General features: G+C 48.3%; 17 protein-coding genes. 15 read left to right on the forward strand and 2 right to left on the reverse strand.

Annotated features, from left to right (window positions below):
- The first annotated feature begins 58 nt into the window (after window positions 1-58).
- The 13 genes from DXB83_RS08605 to DXB83_RS08665 all read left to right on the forward strand — a co-directional run bounded on the left by DXB83_RS08605 (window position 59) and on the right by DXB83_RS08665 (window position 14971).
- Entirely contained in the window at window positions 59-1057 is a 999-nt protein-coding gene (locus tag DXB83_RS08605; protein ID WP_022462222.1) for a rod shape-determining protein, read from the forward strand.
- Window positions 1058-1063: 6 nt separating this feature from the next.
- Window positions 1064-3319: an SF1B family DNA helicase RecD2 gene (recD2, locus tag DXB83_RS08610; protein ID WP_055264890.1), complete on the forward strand. Its 2256-nt coding sequence runs from the start codon at window positions 1064-1066 to the stop codon at window positions 3317-3319.
- 66 nt (window positions 3320-3385) lie between these two features.
- Window positions 3386-4105 carry a ComF family protein gene (locus tag DXB83_RS08615; protein WP_070100796.1) on the forward strand — a complete coding sequence of 240 codons (720 nt, stop codon included), beginning with the start codon at window positions 3386-3388 and terminating at the stop codon, window positions 4103-4105.
- A gap of 89 nt (window positions 4106-4194) precedes the next feature.
- Window positions 4195-4626, forward strand: a complete 432-nt coding sequence (locus tag DXB83_RS08620; RefSeq protein WP_117509502.1) for a hypothetical protein — start codon at window positions 4195-4197, stop codon at window positions 4624-4626.
- On the forward strand, window positions 4623-5783 hold the full coding sequence (locus tag DXB83_RS08625; RefSeq protein WP_118697449.1) for a hypothetical protein: 1161 nt from the start codon (window positions 4623-4625) through the stop codon (window positions 5781-5783). Before DXB83_RS08620 ends, DXB83_RS08625 begins: the two co-directional genes overlap by 4 nt.
- Before the next feature lie 56 nt (window positions 5784-5839).
- Window positions 5840-6727, forward strand: coding sequence for a diadenylate cyclase CdaA (gene cdaA, locus DXB83_RS08630; protein ID WP_330410111.1), 888 nt, complete (start codon window positions 5840-5842; stop codon window positions 6725-6727).
- Complete coding sequence (locus DXB83_RS08635; protein WP_158554979.1) at window positions 6724-8040, forward strand: CdaR family protein; 1317 nt, start codon at window positions 6724-6726, stop codon at window positions 8038-8040. The genes cdaA and DXB83_RS08635 overlap by 4 nt, the downstream gene beginning before the upstream one ends.
- An 11-nt stretch (window positions 8041-8051) precedes the next feature.
- Complete coding sequence (locus DXB83_RS08640; RefSeq protein WP_022462230.1) at window positions 8052-8324, forward strand: HPr family phosphocarrier protein; 273 nt, start codon at window positions 8052-8054, stop codon at window positions 8322-8324.
- Window positions 8325-8336: 12 nt separating this feature from the next.
- Window positions 8337-9437: a UDP-galactopyranose mutase gene (glf, locus tag DXB83_RS08645; protein WP_118659217.1), complete on the forward strand. Its 1101-nt coding sequence runs from the start codon at window positions 8337-8339 to the stop codon at window positions 9435-9437.
- A 128-nt stretch (window positions 9438-9565) separates the two neighbouring features.
- Window positions 9566-10666, forward strand: a complete 1101-nt coding sequence (locus tag DXB83_RS08650; RefSeq protein ID WP_158565815.1) for an LCP family protein — start codon at window positions 9566-9568, stop codon at window positions 10664-10666.
- A gap of 187 nt (window positions 10667-10853) precedes the next feature.
- Window positions 10854-13469 (forward strand): L,D-transpeptidase family protein, encoded by a 2616-nt coding sequence (locus DXB83_RS08655; RefSeq protein ID WP_117761058.1) that lies wholly within the window; start codon window positions 10854-10856, stop codon window positions 13467-13469.
- Between the two features lie 111 nt (window positions 13470-13580).
- On the forward strand, window positions 13581-14462 hold the full coding sequence (larE, locus tag DXB83_RS08660) for an ATP-dependent sacrificial sulfur transferase LarE (RefSeq protein ID WP_330410110.1): 882 nt from the start codon (window positions 13581-13583) through the stop codon (window positions 14460-14462).
- Window positions 14459-14971 (forward strand): dihydrofolate reductase, encoded by a 513-nt coding sequence (locus DXB83_RS08665; protein ID WP_055218639.1) that lies wholly within the window; start codon window positions 14459-14461, stop codon window positions 14969-14971. The genes larE and DXB83_RS08665 overlap by 4 nt, the downstream gene beginning before the upstream one ends.
- A gap of 81 nt (window positions 14972-15052) precedes the next feature.
- Here the strand turns inward: DXB83_RS08665 and DXB83_RS08670 are convergent, their stop codons facing one another.
- Window positions 15053-16201 carry a toxic anion resistance protein gene (locus DXB83_RS08670; protein WP_118697450.1) on the reverse strand — a complete coding sequence of 383 codons (1149 nt, stop codon included), beginning with the start codon at window positions 16199-16201 and terminating at the stop codon, window positions 15053-15055.
- Window positions 16202-16274: 73 nt separating this feature from the next.
- Complete coding sequence (locus DXB83_RS08675; RefSeq protein WP_055227323.1) at window positions 16275-17627, reverse strand: 5-bromo-4-chloroindolyl phosphate hydrolysis family protein; 1353 nt, start codon at window positions 17625-17627, stop codon at window positions 16275-16277.
- Between the two features lie 246 nt (window positions 17628-17873).
- Between DXB83_RS08675 and DXB83_RS08680 the strand changes: the two genes are divergently transcribed.
- Window positions 17874-18992 (forward strand): DUF362 domain-containing protein, encoded by a 1119-nt coding sequence (locus DXB83_RS08680; RefSeq protein ID WP_118697451.1) that lies wholly within the window; start codon window positions 17874-17876, stop codon window positions 18990-18992.
- An 18-nt stretch (window positions 18993-19010) separates the two neighbouring features.
- Entirely contained in the window at window positions 19011-20003 is a 993-nt protein-coding gene (locus DXB83_RS08685) for an alpha/beta hydrolase (protein WP_117761068.1), read from the forward strand.
- Window positions 20004-20010: the final 7 nt, after the last annotated feature.

The raw sequence follows: 20010 nt of genomic DNA on the forward strand, positions 1-20010 counted from the left end.
CAAATTTCAAACAGATTAAAATAAAGAAAAATAAAAGAGAACAGGAAAGGGGATTACTATGGCTGCAACGACCGATATCGGAATTGATCTGGGGACGTCCAGCATCCTGGTCTATGCCAAGGGAAAAGGCATTGTATTAAAGGAGCCGTCCGTAGTTGCGTATGATAAAGATGCAGATAAAGTACGGGCAATTGGAGAAGAAGCGCGTCAGATGATTGGACGGACACCGGGCAATATTATGGCGGTCCGGCCCATGCGGCAGGGCGTGATCACGGACTTTCTGATCACCGAGCGCATGCTGCGCTACTTTATCCAGAAGGCAATGGGAAGAAGAGCATTCCGGAAACCGAGAATCAGCATCTGTGTGCCGTCCGGTGTGACGGAAGTAGAGCGGAAGGCTGTGGAGGAGGCAACGTACCAGGCGGGAGCCCGGGAAGTGCTGATCGTGCCGGAGCCGGTGGCAGCGGCAATCGGATCCGGAATTGACATTACGAAACCATGCGGAAATATGATCGTGGACATCGGCGGAGGCACGACGGATATCGCTGTGATCTCGCTTGCGGGAACCGTTGTTTCCAATTCGGTCAAGATTTCCAGTGAGACATTTGACCAGGATATCATCCGCTATGTACGGAAAACATACAACGTATTTATCGGAGAACAGACCGCAGAGGCAGTGAAAATCCGGATTGGTTCCGCTTATCCGCGGGCCGAGGAGAAAACGATGGAGATCAAGGGAAGAAACGTCATCACCGGACTTCCGGCGACGATTACGGTTTCCTCCGACGAAATCCGAGGTGCCCTTGCCCAGACGACAAACCAGATTGCGGACGCGATCTGTGCCGTGCTGGAAAAAACGCCGCCGGAACTGGCATCCGATGTTTCCGACCGCGGCATTATCCTGACCGGAGGCGGCAGTCTCCTTGACGGAATGGACGAGCTGATCCAGGAGCGGACCGGCATCAATACCGTGACAGCAGAAAATCCGGCGAGCGTCGTTGCGCTTGGAACCGGCCAGTACCGCGAAGTGATGAATGAATTTGAAAGCCAATTTTGATAAAAGATGAGTGAAAAAGAAAAAGTAGAAGGCTACGTAGAACACATTATTTTCCGAAATGAGGAGAACGGCTATACCGTCCTGAATCTGAGCATGAAGGGGCGCGAGCTGACATGCGTCGGCACGCTTCCGATGATCGGAGAGGGCGAGCTGATCGAGGCTTCCGGAGATTATATTGAACATGCTGCCTATGGAAAGCAGTTCCGCATTGAATCCTATGAGACGAAAGTTCCACAGGATTCTGTTGCATTGGAGCGGTATCTCGGTTCCGGTGCGATCAAAGGAGTCGGTGCGGCGCTGGCGGCAAGAATTGTGCGCCGCTTTGGTGACGATACGCTTCGGATCATCGAGGAAGAGCCGGAGCGCCTCGCGGAGGTAAAGGGAATCAGCGAGCGGAAAGCGCGTGAAATTGCACAGCAGGTGGCAGAAAAAGCCGAAATGCAGAATGCGATGATTTTCCTCTCGGGATATGGCATTGCGCTGAATCTCGGTGCAAAGATTTATCAGCAGTACGGGGACAATGTGTACCGGATTTTAAAGGAAAACCCGTATAAAATGGCGGAAGATATCGCAGGCGTGGGATTTCGGACGGCGGATGAGATTGCCGGAAAAATCGGGATTGCCGTGGACAGCGAATTCCGCATCAAGAGCGGTCTTTCGTATGTGCTGAATCAGGCGACGGCAGAAGGCCATGTCTATCTGCCGGAACCGGTGCTGCTTCGGAGAGGGCAGGAACTTCTCGGCGTAGAACCGGAGCGGATGCAGAAATCTCTGCAGGATATGGCAATCGACAAAAAAGCGGTCATCCGCGAGCTCCCGGCCGAACGGGAAGGGGATGAGCCGCTGCGGATTGTGTACGCCAGCCAGTATTATTATCTGGAACTCAGTACGGCGCGCATGCTGCATGAGCTGAATATTACATGCGAGGAAGACCGTGAGGCAATCGAAAAGCGGATCGGAAAGATCGAGAAAAAATATCAGATCGAGCTGGATGAGATGCAGAAGACGGCAGTCGTTGAGGCGGCATACAGCGGTCTTATGATCCTGACCGGAGGTCCCGGAACCGGAAAAACGACGACCATCAATGCGATGATCCATTATTTTGAGGCAGAAGGCCTCGACATTTTCCTGGCAGCGCCGACCGGAAGAGCGGCGAAACGAATGACAGAGGCAACTGGCTGTGAGGCTTGCACGATCCATCGTCTTCTGGAACTGACGGGAAATGTGGATGACTCCTCGGCAAATGTGCATTTTGAGCGGAACGCAGATAATCCGCTCGACGCGGATGTCATCATCATTGATGAGATGTCGATGGTTGATATCCACCTGATGCATGCCCTTCTTTCCGCGATTGTGCCGGGAACAAGGCTGATCCTGGTGGGAGACCAGAACCAGCTTCCAAGTGTCGGCCCGGGCAGTGTCCTCCGGGATCTGATCCGTTCGGAATGCTTTCCGATTGTCTGCCTGACGCACATTTTCCGGCAGGCATCCCAGAGCGATATTGTTGTCAATGCACATAAGATCCATAATGGGGAAGAGGTTATACTGGACAATAAGAGCAAAGATTTCTTCTTTTTGAAACGGTACGATGTCAACGTGATCTGGAAAGTGCTGGTGACGCTGGTGTCCCAGAAACTGCCGCGTTATGTGGATGCCCGCCCGCAGGATATCCAGATTCTGACTCCGATGCGGAAAGGTGCACTCGGCGTGGAAAATCTGAATCAGATTCTGCAGAAATACCTGAACCCGCCCGCACCGGACAAAGCCGAGCGGGAAAATGGAGGTAATATCCTCCGCGAGGGCGACAAGGTCATGCAGATCCGCAACAATTACCAGATGGAGTGGGAAATCCGCGGCATCAACGGAATCGTGGCGGAGCGCGGTATGGGTGTATTCAACGGAGACCTCGGCATGATCCGGAGCATCAACCCGTATACCGAGGTGATCACCGTGGAGTTTGAGGAAGGAAAATTCGCAGACTATACGTTCAAACAGGCGGACGAGCTGGAGCTCGCCTACGCCACAACGATACATAAAGCGCAGGGAAGCGAGTACCCGGCGGTTGTGATTCCGCTGCTCGGCGGCCCGCGCATGCTGATGACGCGGAATCTTCTGTATACGGCCGTGACGAGAGCCAGAAAGTGCGTCACCATCGTCGGAAGTGATGTGACATTCCAGGCAATGATCGGAAATCATATCGAGGCGAACCGGTATACAACGCTCGCCAGAAGAATCCGGGAAATGCAGGAAGAAAACGCATAAACACGTTTTTCCGGGGCATGGATGCGGCTGCATCCGGCAGAGTGGATAAGGGAAAGCGCAGGTTACATGAAAGAAAAAAATAAAACAGGAAACTGGCTTTTAAACGCAGTTTATCCGAGACGATGTCCCATCTGTGACGGACTGCTGTCACGTGAGGAGCTGTATCTATGCCGGAATTGTGTGGAAAAGATCCATCCGATTCTGGGCGCGCGGTGCAAAAAATGCGGGAAACCCGTGGGCAGTGAGGAAGAGTTCTGCCGGGACTGCAGCAGAACGAGGCACAGCTTCGACCGCGGTTTTGCGCCGTACGGTTACCACGGGGAACTTGAGGCTTCCCTGATGCGGTTCAAATATCATGAACGGCAGGAATACGCCGGATTTTATGCTCACGCGGCGTTTTTCTATGTGGGAAAGCAGATCCAGAGAAGAAATCCGGAGGTGCTCGTTCCGGTGCCGCTTCATCCGGCGAGACAGCGGAAGCGCGGCTACAATCAGGCGGAGGTATTTGCAGAAAAGCTGGCAGAAGAAATGGAACTTCCCGTGAATGCCCGCCTGATCCGCCGTGTGAAAAAAACAAAACGCCAGAAAGAGCTTGGTCCCGCCGAGCGGCGGAAAAACCTGGAGGGAGCTTTTGCATTGGCAAAGCCGGGACAGATGAAATACTGCCGGATTCTTCTGGTAGATGACATTTACACAACGGGAAGCACGGTTGATGCCATTGCGTCACTGTTGAAAGTGAATGGAGCAGAACAGGTGGATTTTGTTTGTGCGGCAATTGTAAAATAGTGTGTGAATATTTTGAGAATAGCTTTCCAATATCGGAAACATATGGTAAAATAAACATAATTTAGAACGGGAAGAGGAGACCAAGAGGCATGTTGGACGAAAAAAGGATTCGTCAGATGACAAAACTGGCTTTTTTCGAAAAAAAAGAAGAAAAAAATGCCTTACGAATCGGCCGCTATTTTCGGAGTGATTACATCGGAAAAGAGCTTCTGAAAAATTTTTTTCTGGCTTCCATCGGATACATTCTGGTACTTGCGGTTGCAGTCTTATATCATATTGAATGGTTGGTGGACGAGATAGACACAATCGACCTGCAGTTTGCAGCAGGGTGTCTGATCGCGTCCTATCTGTGTTTTCTGGCAGTCTATTCCATTGCCGTGTATGTGATCAGCACGATCCGTTACCAGGGAGCACAGAAAAAGCTGAAATGGTATGGAAAAGAGCTGGATGACCTGCAGAACATATATGAGGAACAGGAAAAAAGCGGGAAGAAATCCGGGCGCAGGAGGAAGGAAACATGACAGTATTGATTGAACTGAAAGAAAAATTAAAAGAGTTTTACGGCTCCTGCAGCGGAATCGTACTTCCGATTGTGAAATTTCTGCTCGCTCTTGCTGTATTTCGTGGTATTAATTCCAATCTCGGCTATCTGAAGATGCTGAACAGCATGTATGTGGTATTGATTCTGTCGCTGATCTGCGCCATCCTGCCATTGAATGGAATGGTTTTCCTTGCAATGCTGGTGATCATCGGCCACTGCTTTGCACTTCACATGGTAATCGCGGGTCTTGCGGCGCTGGTTCTGCTGGTGCTCTGGTTTCTATATCTTCGCTTTGTGCCGAAGGATGCGCCGGCACTCCTTTTGACACCGCTCGCATTCTGGCTTCACGTGCCATCTGCTGTTCCGGTTGCCTATGGTCTTGCCGGCACGCCGCTCTCTGCATTTTCAGCAGCCTGCGGTGTCGTTGTCTACTATATGTGCGACATGATTCACGGAAAAATGGAGCCGCTGCTTCATGCGGCGGAAGCACCGGAGATCACGGCAGTCGTACAGGAATTTTTCAACGGCCTCTTCCGCAATGAGGAAATGCTGCTGGTTCTGATCGCCTGCGCACTGACCGTACTTCTTGTCAATGCAATCCGCCACAGCAGTGCGGACTATGCATGGCAGATTTCCATTGTGGCAGGTTCGGTTGCCTATGCGGTTATTATGATTGCCGGAAGCCTGGCACTGGATGTACAGATTGCACTCCCGATGGTTCTGATCGGGGCGGCGGCCGGCTGTCTGGTTGGATTTGTTCTGGAGTTTTTCCTGTTCGGTGCAGACTACACCCGGACAGAATACCTGGAATATGATGACGACGATTATTATTACTACGTAAAAGCCGTTCCAAAATTCAATGTGACAAAGGCACAGCGCTGTGTGACTTATATTCGGAATGAAAAGAAAAAAGAACCGGATCTGACAGACGAGGAACTCGATGCTCTGGCAAATCTTGGACATACAGAAGAATCCGGGAACAGCAGGGATCTTGATGAGATCGAGGAAAAAGAAGAAATAGAAGAAATAAACGAAACAGAAGAAATTCAGGAAGAAGAAATTCCGCCGCTGGACGAGGGCGATTATCAGGATGTGGATTATAAGAGCATGCTGGAGGACACCTTAAAGGATCTTTAAAAGAATTTTGAAAATCAGAAGAAAACCGGCCGTGGGAAAAGAAAGGAAGTGACAGTGTGCGTGGCGTGTGGAACTGGATTGTCACAAGAACGGCAGACTACGGGCTGCCAAAACAAATTGAACTGATTGATATTGTGCAGATTCTGCTCATTGCATTTTTCGTCTATCACCTGATCCGCTGGCTGCAGAATACAAAGGCCTATACGCTGATGAAAGGTATTTTTCTGATTGGTGTCTTTGTCATCATTGCAAACGTGCTGAAAATGCAGACGATTCTGTGGCTGTTCGGAAACATCGGCGGGGCGGCGATCACAGCGGTTGTAATTATCTTTCAGCCGGAGCTTCGAAGAGTGGTCGAGCAGATTGGAGAAAAGAATCCGCTGTCTGCCATTTCTTTTGCGAGCGGCCAGGAGGAAAATGAACGGTTCAGTGACAAAACCATCAATGAACTGGTAAGGGCCAGTTTTGAAATGGGAGAAGTAAAGACCGGAGCGCTGATCGTCATCGAAAAGACCATCACCCTGGAGGAATATGAAAAGACCGGAATCCCGATTGACGGCGTTCTGACCAGCCAGCTGCTGATCAATATTTTCGAACACAATACGCCGCTGCACGACGGAGCCGTGATTGTACGGAACAACCGTGTCACGGCAGCAACATGTTACCTGCCGCTGTCCGACAACATGGATCTGAACAAGAATCTTGGAACACGCCACCGTGCAGGTGTCGGCATCAGTGAGGTGACGGATTCCTTTACGATTATTGTCTCCGAGGAAACCGGAAATGTGTCGTATGCTTCCGGCGGAGAACTCCACACGGCAGTAACACCGAGCGACCTTCGGGAGCAGCTTCACAAAATCCAGAAGCTCGCGAAAAAACCGGAAGAGAAGAAAGGATGGCATATCCGCGGAATGCGTCAGAAAGTGGAGGGAGAGAAGAAATGAAAAAGAAAATTCTGAAAAAGCTTCTGAACAATCTCCCTTTGAAAATTCTTTCTATCCTGATTGCCATTGTAATCTGGTACGTTGTGGTCAGTGTGAATGACCCGATTGTGAAAGAGCGCTTTGATGTCCCCGTGCAGGTGACCAATGAAGCCTACATCGCAGCCGGAAAGAAAACATACCAGATTGCGGAGGAATACCAGACGGTCACGGTTACTGTCACGGACAACAACTCGGTTGTCAGCCGGCTGAAAGCATCGGATATCACTGTCACGGCCGATCTGACCCAGATTGTGACGATGGATACAAACCCGGTTTATGTGCCGATCAAGGCAGCGTGCTCCATGGTAAAACAGGAAAAACTGAGCACAGTGACAGCAACGATCCCTGTGGAAATCGAGGATGTGGACAGCGAAAAATTCCCGATCACAATTGACGCAGGAAATACGAAACCGGCAAAAGATTACGAAGTGGGAACGATGACTTCCGATCCGGAGAGCATCACCATTTCCGGCCCGACGTCCCTGATCAATAAGATCAGCAGTGTGGTGGCAAAAGTAGATGTAACCAATATGCGGAATTCCGGAACCGTCACGGCGGATCTGATGATTATTGATAAAAACCAGGATGAGATGCCGGAATCCCAGATGGAATTTTTGAATTTCGACAGCGGCTCCCCGCAGGTGGATGTGGATATTGAACTGTGGCGCCGTGTATCCGGTATTAAGCTGAGTGCACTGTACAGCGGAACTCCGGCAGACGGCTATCAGATTAAAAATATCTATACCACACCGGAGGAAATCACCGTTGCCGGATCCGAGGAGGCACTTGCAAAGCTGGCGGATGAAGGCAATACGATTGAAATTCCGGAAGACTATACCTCCGTTGCAGGACAGCGCTCCGATGTGGAGACGACGGTTGACTTAAGCGATGTTCTCGCCGATGTGACAGATCTGAAAGTATCTTCCAGTTCGTCTGCATCCGTTACCGTTCACGTAACGGTTATGCCGAATGAGAGCAGGGAATTTGAACTTGATGTCGATCAGATCGAGACGGGCAATCTTCAGTCCACTTATACCGTTCTGTATGATCAGACACAGCTTGCAATCCGCATTAAAGCATCGGACAAAAATCTGGCCAAATTAGATACTTCCCAGATCAACGCATCCATAGATCTGAATGGAATGGGTGTCGGGGATTACGAGGTACCGGTAAAAATCACACTGCCGGATGGCTATGAGCTCGTAGACAGTGTCAAGACAACGATTCATATCAAAGAAAAAGCAGTAGCAAATAAAACGACAGGAACAAATTAGGAGGGAAACCAATGGTAAGCGGAAAAGTGACCGTGAAAAATCCAACCGGCCTTCATCTTCGCCCGGCCGGAACCCTGTGCAAACAGGCGATGCAGTTTAAATCATCTATTACATTCCACTACGGAGATGGAAATACAGCAAATGCAAAGAGCGTCTTAAGCGTCCTTGGCGCATGCGTCAAATGCGGAGACGAAATTGAGCTGTTCTGCGAGGGAGAGGACGAGGAGGAAGCTCTGCAGTTCCTTGTCAATTCCATCCGGACGGGACTTGGGGAAGAACTGTAAGGAGAAAGAACAATGAAGAAATATGATTATGTTCTGGTTGGCGCCGGTCTGTATTCCGGAGTGATTGCTTATCTTGCCGGTCAGGCAGGGAAAAGCTGTCTTGTACTGGAACGAAGAGATCATACAGGCGGAAATATTTACTGCGAAGAAATCGAGGGAATTCATGTACACAAGTATGGAGCGCATATTTTCCATACTTCGAATAAAGAGGTGTGGCAGTTTGTCAATTCGCTGGCAGAATTCAACCGTTATACAAACTCGCCGATTGCCAACTACAAAGGCGAAATTTATAATATGCCGTTCAATATGAATACCTTCAGTAAAATGTGGGGAATCCGCACACCGGAAGAGGCGAAAACAATCATCGAAGAGCAGAGAAAAGCTGTTCCGGGAGAGCCGAAAAATCTGGAAGAGCAGGCGATCAAACTGGTTGGAAAAGATATTTATGAAAAGCTGGTTAAGGGTTATACAGAAAAGCAGTGGGGAAGAGATTGCAGTGAGCTGCCGAGCTTTATCATCAAACGGCTTCCGGTGCGCTTTACGTATGACAACAACTATTTCAATGACCTTTATCAGGGAATTCCGATTGGAGGCTATAACGTTCTGACAGAGCGGCTTTTTGAAAAAGCGGATGTACAGATAGGTGTTGATTTTCTGGAAAATAAAGAAAAGTACCTGGCGATGGGTGAGACGGTGATTTACACCGGAGCGATTGATGCGTTTTACGATTATGCACTTGGCAAGCTGGAATACCGTACGGTGCGCTTTGAAACAGAAGTGCTGGATACCGACAATTATCAGGGCGTAGCTGTAGTAAACTACACCGATCGGGAGACACCGTATACGCGTGTGATCGAACACAAGCATTTCGAATTCGGAACCCAGAAAAAGACCGTCATTTCCAGAGAGTATTCCACCGACTGGAAAGAGGGGATGGAGCCGTACTACCCGGTGAATGATGCCAGAAACCAGGAACTTTATCAGAAATATGCCGCACTTGCGGAAAAAGAAGAGAAGATTATCTTTGGCGGAAGACTTGGAGAATACAAGTATTACGATATGGACAAAGTCATTGAGGCTGCACTGAACCAGTGGGAGAAAATGCAGCGGTAGGAAAAAGAACTGCAAACGGAAATCAATCAAAACGGACTGCACACTTGACAGCAGTCCGTTTTTTGACTATATTATAAACGATATCCGGCTGGAAAATACCGGAAAATAAGAAAATGAAAGAGGTCGTTATGAGAAAAGAATATGATGACGAGGATGAAATCCCGGAAAGACGCCATTCCTCAGGAAAGAAAAAGAAGAAATTCGGCTGGGTTAATGTGCTCACCATCCTTCTCGTAGTTGTACTGGTTGTGCTCGTCGGTGTCTATGCTGTAATCAATCACTATTACAGCAAGAGTAACTACGTAAGCGATGATAAAATCACGATCAATAAATCCACAGAGGTTGAGACAGAAAGTACCGGGTTGACTGATGAGGAGACGGATGCCCTGCAGTCTGAGATTTTAAATGAGACACAGGACATTGAACTTCCAAACAACAATAACGTGTACAACATTCTGCTGATCGGTGTTGACCGTCGTGACAAAACGTGGTATGGAAACTCCGATTCCATGATTCTGATGTCCATCAATAAAGATACAAAACAGATCCACATGACATCCTTTATGCGTGACCTGTATGCAAATATCCCGGATGTCGGTGTGAAAAAACTGAATGCAGCCTGCGCATATGGCGGCGGTCCGCTGGTTGTACGAACCATCGAGGACAACTACAAACTGCCGATTGACAATTATGCAAGTGTTGACTTCGATTCCATGATTGACATTATCGATGCCATCGGCGGAATCGAGCTTTCGCCGAGCGATGATGAAATCCGTGTAGCGAACCAATATGTTGATGAAATGTGCAGACTCCGTAATGTGGATGCTTCCGCCCATCAGTATACAGCAGGCGGAGAGCAGCATGTGGATGGCTATCAGGCAGTTGCATATGCAAGAATCCGTTACGTTGGAAATTCTGATTATCAGAGAACGGAGCGTCAGCGAGAGGTTTTAAGCAAGATGATGCAGAAAATGAAATCGTCAAGCGTAACAGAACTGAGTGCACTGGCGGATACCATTCTTCCAAGTGTTACCCATAACATTGATCAGTCTACATTGATGACATTGATCGGAGAGCTGCCGACAATTCTGTCCTACGAGATTGTACAGAGCCGTGTACCGTACGACGACTTGTACTCCAGCAAGGGTGAGATGCTTGTTCCGGACTTCGCAGCAACCATCTCGAGACTTCAGACAGAGATCTATGGATCTACCACGGTAAACGAATAAAAGAACAGTAAAAAGCCTTCTGTTTCCGGTCAGAAAACCGGGGTCAGGAGGTTTTTTCTGCCCGAAAAACAGGAAAAAACCATAAGAAATTTGTAAGGTATTTTACCGGCGGATAACTTGAAATAGATGGAAAAATGTAGTAAGCTATAAATTGTATAAGAGTAAAAAAATGGGAGGATGAATAAGAATGAAAAGAAAGTTTCTGGCCGCAGCCGTACTTGGCGTCATGGTAAGTGTTACACCAGCCGGTGCATATGCAGCTTCTACAGAAACCAGTCCATTACCGGTAAATTCGGAAAGTGATACTGTAGCTCAGGCCGAAGACGAAGAAACGACTCCGACTCCGGCGCCAACTGAGACCCCAGAGGTTACACCGAGTGAGACTCCGGCTCCAACCGAGGCACCGACCGCAACACCAACCGTAACACCAACTGAGACCCCTTCCGAGACACCGACGCCGAGCGCAACTCCGGCTCCGGAAGTAAGTAATCTGAAGGAAGGCTGGAACAGCGTTGAAAAAGATGGAAAGAAACAGTTTCAGTACGGAGTTCTGGATGAGAATAATAAGGTGGTAGCTGCTACCGGACCAATAGAAATCGACGGCGTCGATTATGCGTTTGACGAAAATGGCTATATGCTGACCGGTGAAGTAGAGCTGACGGATGAAGATGGAAAAACCGGAATCTACTACTTTGAGACAGAAGGGGAAGATCCTGCAAAAGATGAACTTGGTTCGAGACAGCAGGGTATTTGTGAAGGAAAAGTATTTGCACCGGAACTGAAAAAAAATGAACTTGTTACCATCAAATTTGAGGATGGCAGTGTGGATGATTACTATGCCGATGAAGAAGGCTATGCAGTCTGGAGCACAACTCAGAAAGTAGGAGATGTAACATATCTGTTTGGCAATGATGGAACCCGCGTAAAAGAGGCAGGTTTCCAGACTGTTGTTGATGAAAACAATGTAACGCATACCTATTATCTGAATGCAGAAGACAGCACTGTATCTCTTGGAAATCACAATGCGTATCAGCAGGGAGATCGTACGGTAAGCTGGTTGACGGTTGGCTCTAACTGGTACTTAGTGGATGCGGAAACAGGGGAACTTCTTTCAGGATGGCAAAAGGTAGATACAGCAATCTACTATATGAAACCAGCTTCCTTTGATGCAAACGGAAATTTGAAAGATGGAAGTTTCGAGATGGAAACCGGTAATCAGAAAAATAAATCCGGCTGGGCACAGATTGATGGAAAATGGTACAGCTTCTGCAGCTGGGGCGGCGTACGGACAGGCTGGTTCAATTACGATGGAAATAAATATTATCTCCATGAAGACGGTCATATGGAAGACAACGCGCTGAATGTGAACGGAACCATGTATCTCTTCAAGAGCTGGGGCGGCATGTGTGTCAACGATGTTGGAAGCTATAATGGAAATTATTATTACGTTGGTGCTGACGGAGCCGTTTCGACGACAACAGGATGGAAAAAAATTAAAACCAGCACGCAGACAATCTGGTACTGGGCAACTGCAGACGGCGGAAAACTGCTGACGAATTCCTGGCTGGATTACAATGGAAACAGCTATTATCTGAAAGCCGATGGAAAAATGGCTTTTAATGAGTGGCTGGATAACACCTATTACTTCCGCAGCTGGGGTGCGGCCTACAAAAACGCATGGGCAAAAGTCAACAATGTATGGTATTATTTTGACGGAAATGGAAAGAAATATACCAGCGGCTGGCTGACCTACAAAGGAAATAAGTATTATCTGAAATCCGATGGAACCATGCTTGCCAATGAATGGCTCGATGGAAAATACTACTTCAAGAGCTGGGGTGGTATGTATAAAAACGAATGGGGCAAGTCCGGCGATACCTGGTACTGGTTTAATGCAGATGGAACCAAACGGACGCAAAAAGGCTGGTTCCTCTATGATAAAAATTATTATTATCTGGATAAAGATGGAAAAATGCTGACCGGCTGGGTTTACCATGACGGTAACTATTATTACATGAAGAGCTGGGGCGGCATGGCACATGACGAGTGGATTCTTCATGATAAGAACTGGTACTACTTCAAGAGCTGGGGCGGCATGTACCATGATCAGTGGCTGACACTGAACGGTTCTCAGTATTATTTCCGCAGCTGGGGCGGAAGATATCAGAACTGCACCGCTACGATCAATGGAAAACAGTACAAATTCGATGCTTCCGGACGCAGAATCACGGAAGGATGGGAGTACATCGGAAAATACCGCCGTTACCGCAAAGCAGACGGTTCTTTGATGGAGGATGTGACAAGCATCTTCAATCCGTCATCCAAATACATCACAGTAGACAGAACCCGCGGACGTGTCACCATTTACGGCTATAACAGTGCAACCGGTTCTTACGATACCCCGATCAAATCAATGATCTGCTCCGTAGGAAATCCAATCAGTTACACTGCAGCAGGAACATATAAAATCGGCTGGCAGTTGAAAAAGAAGCAAATGAGAGGTGAAGATTATGTGTGCTGGGCACCATATGTATCACAGATTTATGACGCTGTTTACTTCCATGGCGTAGCAAGCAGCACACCGGATCTGAATATGATCTCTGCCGTAGACTTCAATTCCCTGGGATCACCGATGTCACATGGTTGTGTCAGACTGACTGCAATCGATGCAAAATGGATTTATGATAACGTCAGCAGCGGAACAACGGTCCGCATTGGCGACAATCTGGATTATCCGCTGACAAACCCGACCCGTTATACCTGGACAGGCGGTGCTTTCGGAAGCGATCCGACATATCGATAAAAAATAGAACAGGAATACCTGTATGAGAAAATCCATCGGGGCAGCAGTGCCGCCGATGGATTTTCTGATAAGAAGACATCGGCCATTTTACAGGAAAGGAAGACAGATACGATGGAATTACAGGAAAAGAAAAAGAACCGGACAGAACAGAAAACAGATATGCAGAATAAGGAAAAAGCATTGCTTACCCAACTTGACGAGATTGCAAAACAGGATCTCTGTCTGGCATTCTCCGGCGGTGTGGACAGCAGTCTGCTGCTGAAGCTTGTCATGGATGCATCTGCAAAATATGGAACAAAGGTTTATGCAGTAACCTTTCAGACACGGCTGCATCCGCCCTGCGACCTGGAGACAGCGACAAGAGTAGCAAAGGAGGTTGGCGCTGTTCATGAGGTCCTTTTTGTTGATGAGCTGGAGCAGGAGGCAATCCGTTACAATCCGGAAAACCGCTGCTATCTCTGTAAGCACTATCTATTTGGGAAACTTCTGGAATTTGCCCGCGATCACGGTGTCACCCAGGTACTCGACGGAACAAATGAGGATGACCTTCATGTCTACCGGCCGGGGCGAAAAGCGCTGAGAGAATATGGTGTCATCAGCCCGCTTGCAGCGTGTCATGTGACAAAAACAGAGGTAAAAGCACTTGCTGCAAAGTACGGCGTTTCCGTAGCACACCGTCCATCCACTCCATGTATGGCGACACGCCTTCCCTACGGGGCAGAAATTAACTATGACGTTCTGGATCGGATTGCGGACGGCGAAGCATGGCTTCATACGCTGTTCGGTGCGGAAGAGAATCTCCGTCTGCGTGTACATGGCGATGTGGTGCGTCTTGAAATCTCACCGGAGCGTATGGGGGAAGTGCTTGAGAAGAGAGAAGAAATGATTGCATATCTGAAAAAGCTCGGCTTTTCTTACCTGACGATGGATCTGGAAGGGTTCCGTTCCGGCAGTATGGATGAGAAAATAACACAGAAAGAGGAAACAAAATGAAAGCAATTTTAAGTGCGGACCGCAAATGGGGTCTGGGATATCAGGGACGGCTGCTGGTAAGTATTCCGTCTGATCTGCGATTCTTCCGTGAAACTACGATGGGACACGTTGTCGTGATGGGAAGAAAGACACTTGCTACACTACCGGCAGGGCAGCCCTTAAAAGGCAGAACGAATATTATTTTAAGCCGTGATCCGGAATGGACTGTCCGCGGCGCAACCGTTGTCCACAGTATCAAAGAGCTGATGGAAGTATTAAAGCCGTATGAGGACGACGATATTTATGTTGCGGGCGGCGGAGAAATTTACCGTCAGCTTCTCCCATACTGTGATACGGCATACGTCACACGAATTGACATGACGTATCAGGCGGATACCTTCTTTGAGGATCTTGACGAATCACCGGATTGGGAGATGGTAGAAGAGGGCGATGAGCAGACCTGCTTTGATATTGAATTTTATTTCACGGAATACCGAAGAAAGAATGAAAAGGCAGAACGCCCGAGATAAGGGTAAGACAGGACGTAAAAAACGGAGAAACCACAGAAAAAGCGGCTTCTCCGTTTTTTTTTATATAGGATACAAAAAGTATCAGTGCTGTCCGCCTGCAGAAAGCTCCAGCATTTTTTTCTTAATATCATTTTCGAGCTGTACCAGCTCAACTTCAGCGGCGGCACGTTTCTGGCGGCCGTCCTCCTGAATCTTCATCACTTCATCGAGGGTAGAGATCAGGCTCTGGTTCGTCTGTTTTAAGGTTTCCATATCGATGATACCGCGCTCAGATTCTTTTGCAGTCTCGATCGTTGCCATCTTCAGATTCTCCGCATTCTTTTTCAGAAGCTCATTTGTCATATCCGAAACCTGGCGCTGTGCTTTGGCAGCCTCAGTCGAGTGATGAACGCCGAGTGCAATGATCATCTGGTTTTTCCAGAGCGGAATGGTGTTGACGAGTGTGGATTGGATCTTTTCGGCCATTACAGAATCGCTGTTCTGAAGCATGCGGATCTGCGGCGCTGTCTGGATCGAAACCATACGGGTCAGTTCCAGATCATACAGTTTCTTCTCAAATCGGTTGCAGAGATCTTCGAGATCCTTGGCAGCCTGTGCATCTTCGGCCTTTCCGGTCATCTGCGCTTTATTCTGCAGATCACGGAGTTCTGTGGAACGTACCAGCTCCAGCTTTTTCTTTCCAGCGAGAATGTACATGGTCAGCTCTTTAAAATAATTCAGGTTCTGTGCATACATCTGATCCAGAATGGCAATGTCTTTCAGAAGCTGCCGCTGGTGGCCGTCGAGCACGTCACAGATTTTATTGACATTCACCTCTGCCTTGTCATACTTCGCTTTCATTGCATTGATTTTGTTCGTGCTTTTCTTAAAGAAAGAGAATGGTCCCTTTTCTTCTTCTGCGTCAAACGTTTTCAGCTCTGTCACAACAGAGGTGAGCAGATCGCCGATTTCCCCGAGATCTTTGCTTCTGACGTTCTCCAGCGTTTTCTCGGAAAAGTCTGCCATTTTCTTCTGTGCACCGGCACCGTACTGCAGAATGCCGTTTGTATTGGCAAGATCAATCTGGGAAACAAAGGCATCCACCATGGCTTTCTGTTCGTCGGACAGAACAGAATCATCCATGACCTCTTTCTTTTCTTCCGGCTGCTGTACCGGAAGTTCCGGTTCCGGCTCCGGAGCGCCGAAACTTAAGCTTGGAATTTCAGTGGTGTCCTTTACAAAATTATTCATGTTTTCTATTCTCCTTTTCTTCGGTACGGAAACGTAACCGGTGATTTGATTTCCATTGTATAGCTTTGAATAGTTACATGTGAAGCGGCTCAATATCCTGCTTTGACGGACCTGCCTGATTTGTCAGTCCCTCCTGCGCCAGCATCGTCTGCAGAACAGAGATATCAGAAGAAATATCCCATGCCGTTGTCTGGAACAGATCATCAAGCAGCTTTTCGAATGCGGCATTGATGGTATCCAGTGTGTCCTCGATTTCCTTCTTGGTTCGGAGGATATTGTCGCTTTGAATTGGTTCGTTCTCAAAGGAACGGTAAGCGTCGAGCAGCTTCCAGGTTGTCGGCATATAGTAATCCATAAATTTCCGCAGGGCGGCGGCTTCTTTTGGGCGCTTTTTTGCCTCCTCGAGAATCCGGGTAACAACCGTTTCGAGACGGCTCAGCTTGGCTGTGATGACTTCACCCGGCAGATCCAGGTTGCACTGATGGATCTTCTGAATATAAGATTCACATTCTTCCAGCATCTGCTGGTATTCCGGCGTTACACCGGAGGCCTCCAGCTGTTCACGTGCTTTCTGCTCAGCAATCTGCTGTTCCCTCTGGCTGGCGAGCATTGCGCGGTACTGGTCGTAGCAGTCATTTGTCACCATCAGACAGGTACCATTCTCGTCGAGGTGGCCCTGGCGCAGCATGGATTTATCAATCATGGTCGTAATATCGGTCAGAAGCTCACCTTTCTCACAGTGCATACTGTCGCAGAGTTCTTTCGTGGAAATATATTCCTTTGTGCCGATCAGCGTACAGATCTGGCGGAAATGGCGGACCAGACGCCGGTTTTTACTTCCCTTTTTCAGAAGAATGCCGCCGCCGATGGTAAATGCGGCAAAAATAAGAGAAGGAATCAGCGCGCTGTTGTCTGGACCTGCAAATAAGGAATACAGACTAAGCGCTGTGCAGCAGCCGAACAGTCCGGTGACACCCCAGCCGGCGGCCGTCTGAAATCCGCCGACAAGTGCAAGATCGGTGGATGGCATAAAGCGCTCGCGCAGTACACGGCGTTCTTGTATGCGGCTGTTCCATTCCGTATTCTGGGGGGTCTGCCAGGTATGGGAAGGTTTGGGAACCGGGTTCGCGCTCTTACCCGGCATCGTGCCTCCCGGCCCGTAGGAATAGTGATGCGGTCCGGTCTGCTGCGCTGTATTATTATGGGAAGAATGCTGGCTGCTGTAGGAAGTATCTGCGGAATAGCCGCGGGACGGCTCCTGTGTGCCATTTGCACGGAATGGTCCCTTCCGGTTTGGGTAGACAAACTGGTTGATGGTGTCTGAAATCTTCCGGTTTAATTCCTGAAAATCCTGAGAATTTACAGCGTTATCCACAAGCTTTCCAATACTGTCGCCGACATCCTTTAAATCATCTTCAAAACTCATGACAGTTCCTTTCTGATGAGGTACTTTTTCTGTGTACCGTTTTCCATTTATTATACAATGCGATTGGAAATCTTACAAGCATACAGTGCTTAATTTTCTATGAAGCTGGAGCTGACGGGAATGGTTACAGTTCACAGGAAATGATTTTGTTTTTGGATGAGTTGAAAGAAAGCAGTAACTATTATATACTAAAGAATATCGAATGTCAGAAAAAATCAAATCAGAATAAAGGGGCCGCAATACTAAATGAATAAAAACGAAATTATCCAGATACAGGGAATGGAATATAAAGAAATGACAAAACAGCTTTTGAACAAATGTGCCTTAGCTACGCTCATTCCTTCGAAGGTCAGTCTCATCGGTATTAAGCCAAATCTGGTAGCACCTGTCCCGGCGGAGTTTGGAGGGACGACACATCCGGAGGTGGTTGCGGGGATCATCGAATATCTTCAGGAAAATGGATTTACTAACCTTCAAATCATGGAAGGTTCCTGGGTCGGGGATAAGACAGAGGAATCGTTTGAGGTCTGTGGATACCGTATGCTTTCGGAACAGTACAGCGTTCCGCTTATCGATGCGCAGAAGGAAAAAAGCATGCCGGTGCAGTGTGGTGATATGGAACTTCAGATTTGCGAATGTGCGAAAAAGGTGGATTTTATGATCAATGTCCCGGTCATGAAAGGCCATTGCCAGACTAAAATTACCTGCGCACTGAAAAACATGAAAGGTCTCTTGCCGAATAAAGAAAAACGTCATTTTCATGCCATGGGACTTCATCGGCCAATTGCGCATCTGGGGCTTGGGATTCATCAGGATTTTATTTTGGTGGATAATATCTGCGGAGACCTTGACTTTGAGGATGGCGGTAATCCGTTTATTATGAATCGCCTTTTCGCTGGGTTAGATCCGGTGTTGATTGATGCATATGTCTGCGCGGAACTGCATTATAAGCCAGAAGATGTCCCGTATGTCAAAATGGCAGAAGAGTTGGGCGTGGGCAGCGCTGATCTCACACGGCTTTCAATCCGAAAAATTGGCGAAATTGGTGAAAAAAGAGTGATTCCGGAAAAACGGAAGATCGTGGAACTGCAGGATGCCGTAGAGGAAGTTGAGTCCTGCAGTGCCTGCTACGGCTATCTGATCCCGGCGCTCGACCGGCTGAGGGAGGAAGGACTGCTACCGGAACTCCACGAAAAAATCTGCATCGGGCAGGGATACCGGGGAAAGAGCGGGGCGCTTGGTGTGGGAAGTTGTACTTCAGGGTTTAAATACAATCTGAAAGGCTGCCCACCGACCGATGAGCAGATGTATGAATTTTTGAAGCAGTACATTGCAACTAGACGAAAAACAGAAGCAGAAAAATAGCAACAGAGGAGAGAGTGAATGAAAAAAGCAGTCAAAGCCATTTTAAATGTATTGTCCTACGGCGGAATTGAAGTAGAATCCGCCCGTCGGCTTGCCGATATCAAGAAGCTGGATCCGATCCGTATTTTTCTGCGAAAATTGGATATGGAAATATATAATGGGGACTACAAGGTTCCGATTCGGCTGTTCTTCCCGGATGAAAAAATGGAGGAGCATGGTGCAAAAGAAGCGATTCTGTTCTTCCATGGCGGCGGCTGGACAACCGAGAGTGTGGAGACATACGACCGTGTCTGCGCACGCATGGCGCAGTCGACGGGGCAGATTGTTGTATCGGTAGAATACCGTCTTGCACCGGAGCATCGTTTCCCGACAGGCTTAGAAGACTGCTACGCCGCCGCCCAGGCAATGCTGCGCGGGGAGATTCTGCCGGAGGTAACGCCGGAAAATGTCACGATCATGGGCGACAGCGCAGGAGGAAATCTTGCGGCTGCGGTCTGCCTGATGGCGAGGGACAAAAAAGAACTGCTGCCGGGGAAACAGATTTTGATTTATCCGGCGGTGAATTCCTGTTACACAGAGAAATCACCGTACAAATCCGTGAAAACCAATGGAACCGGATACCTTCTGACCAGTGTCAAAATGGAAGATTATGTAATTCTGTATCAGCGGACCGAAGAAGACCGCAAAAATCCGTACTTTGCACCGGTACTGGCAGAAAATCTGCAGGGACTGCCGGACACGCTGGTACTGACGGCGCAGTACGATCCGCTGCGCGATGAGGGCGAGGATTATGCGAAAAAGCTGAAAAGGGCTGGCAATCTGGTTGAACATCATCGGATCAAGGGCGCATTGCACGGCTATTTTGCGCTTGGCATTGAACACCTATATGTGCAGGAAAGTTTTCAGTATATGAATGCATTTTTAAGGAAAGAAAAACAGCAGAAAAATGCAGACGAAGAACTGGAAAACATAGCAGCAGTGAAGAAACAATTGACACACGGGAAGGCGTAAGGAGGCA

Origin of the sequence: Blautia sp. OM06-15AC, assembly GCF_003481425.1 — a bacterium.
In the GTDB taxonomy this organism is placed as follows: Bacteria; Bacillota; Clostridia; order Lachnospirales; family Lachnospiraceae; genus Fusicatenibacter; species Fusicatenibacter saccharivorans.

Excerpts from the sequence above, each read along its gene's own strand:
- DXB83_RS08605 (WP_022462222.1), top strand. The coding sequence starts at position 59 with ATGGCTGCAACGACCGATATCGGAATTGATCTGGGGACGTCCAGCATC.
- recD2 (WP_055264890.1), top strand. The coding sequence starts at position 1,064 with ATGAGTGAAAAAGAAAAAGTAGAAGGCTACGTAGAACACATTATTTTC.
- DXB83_RS08615 (WP_070100796.1), top strand. The coding sequence starts at position 3,386 with ATGAAAGAAAAAAATAAAACAGGAAACTGGCTTTTAAACGCAGTTTAT.
- DXB83_RS08620 (WP_117509502.1), top strand. The coding sequence starts at position 4,195 with ATGTTGGACGAAAAAAGGATTCGTCAGATGACAAAACTGGCTTTTTTC.
- DXB83_RS08625 (WP_118697449.1), top strand. The coding sequence starts at position 4,623 with ATGACAGTATTGATTGAACTGAAAGAAAAATTAAAAGAGTTTTACGGC.
- DXB83_RS08635 (WP_158554979.1), top strand. The coding sequence starts at position 6,724 with ATGAAAAAGAAAATTCTGAAAAAGCTTCTGAACAATCTCCCTTTGAAA.
- DXB83_RS08640 (WP_022462230.1), top strand. The coding sequence starts at position 8,052 with ATGGTAAGCGGAAAAGTGACCGTGAAAAATCCAACCGGCCTTCATCTT.
- glf (WP_118659217.1), top strand. The coding sequence starts at position 8,337 with ATGAAGAAATATGATTATGTTCTGGTTGGCGCCGGTCTGTATTCCGGA.
- DXB83_RS08650 (WP_158565815.1), top strand. The coding sequence starts at position 9,566 with ATGAGAAAAGAATATGATGACGAGGATGAAATCCCGGAAAGACGCCAT.
- DXB83_RS08655 (WP_117761058.1), top strand. The coding sequence starts at position 10,854 with ATGAAAAGAAAGTTTCTGGCCGCAGCCGTACTTGGCGTCATGGTAAGT.
- larE (WP_330410110.1), top strand. The coding sequence starts at position 13,581 with ATGGAATTACAGGAAAAGAAAAAGAACCGGACAGAACAGAAAACAGAT.
- DXB83_RS08665 (WP_055218639.1), top strand. The coding sequence starts at position 14,459 with ATGAAAGCAATTTTAAGTGCGGACCGCAAATGGGGTCTGGGATATCAG.
- DXB83_RS08670 (WP_118697450.1), bottom strand. The coding sequence starts at position 16,201 with ATGAATAATTTTGTAAAGGACACCACTGAAATTCCAAGCTTAAGTTTC.
- DXB83_RS08675 (WP_055227323.1), bottom strand. The coding sequence starts at position 17,627 with ATGAGTTTTGAAGATGATTTAAAGGATGTCGGCGACAGTATTGGAAAG.
- DXB83_RS08680 (WP_118697451.1), top strand. The coding sequence starts at position 17,874 with ATGAATAAAAACGAAATTATCCAGATACAGGGAATGGAATATAAAGAA.
- DXB83_RS08685 (WP_117761068.1), top strand. The coding sequence starts at position 19,011 with ATGAAAAAAGCAGTCAAAGCCATTTTAAATGTATTGTCCTACGGCGGA.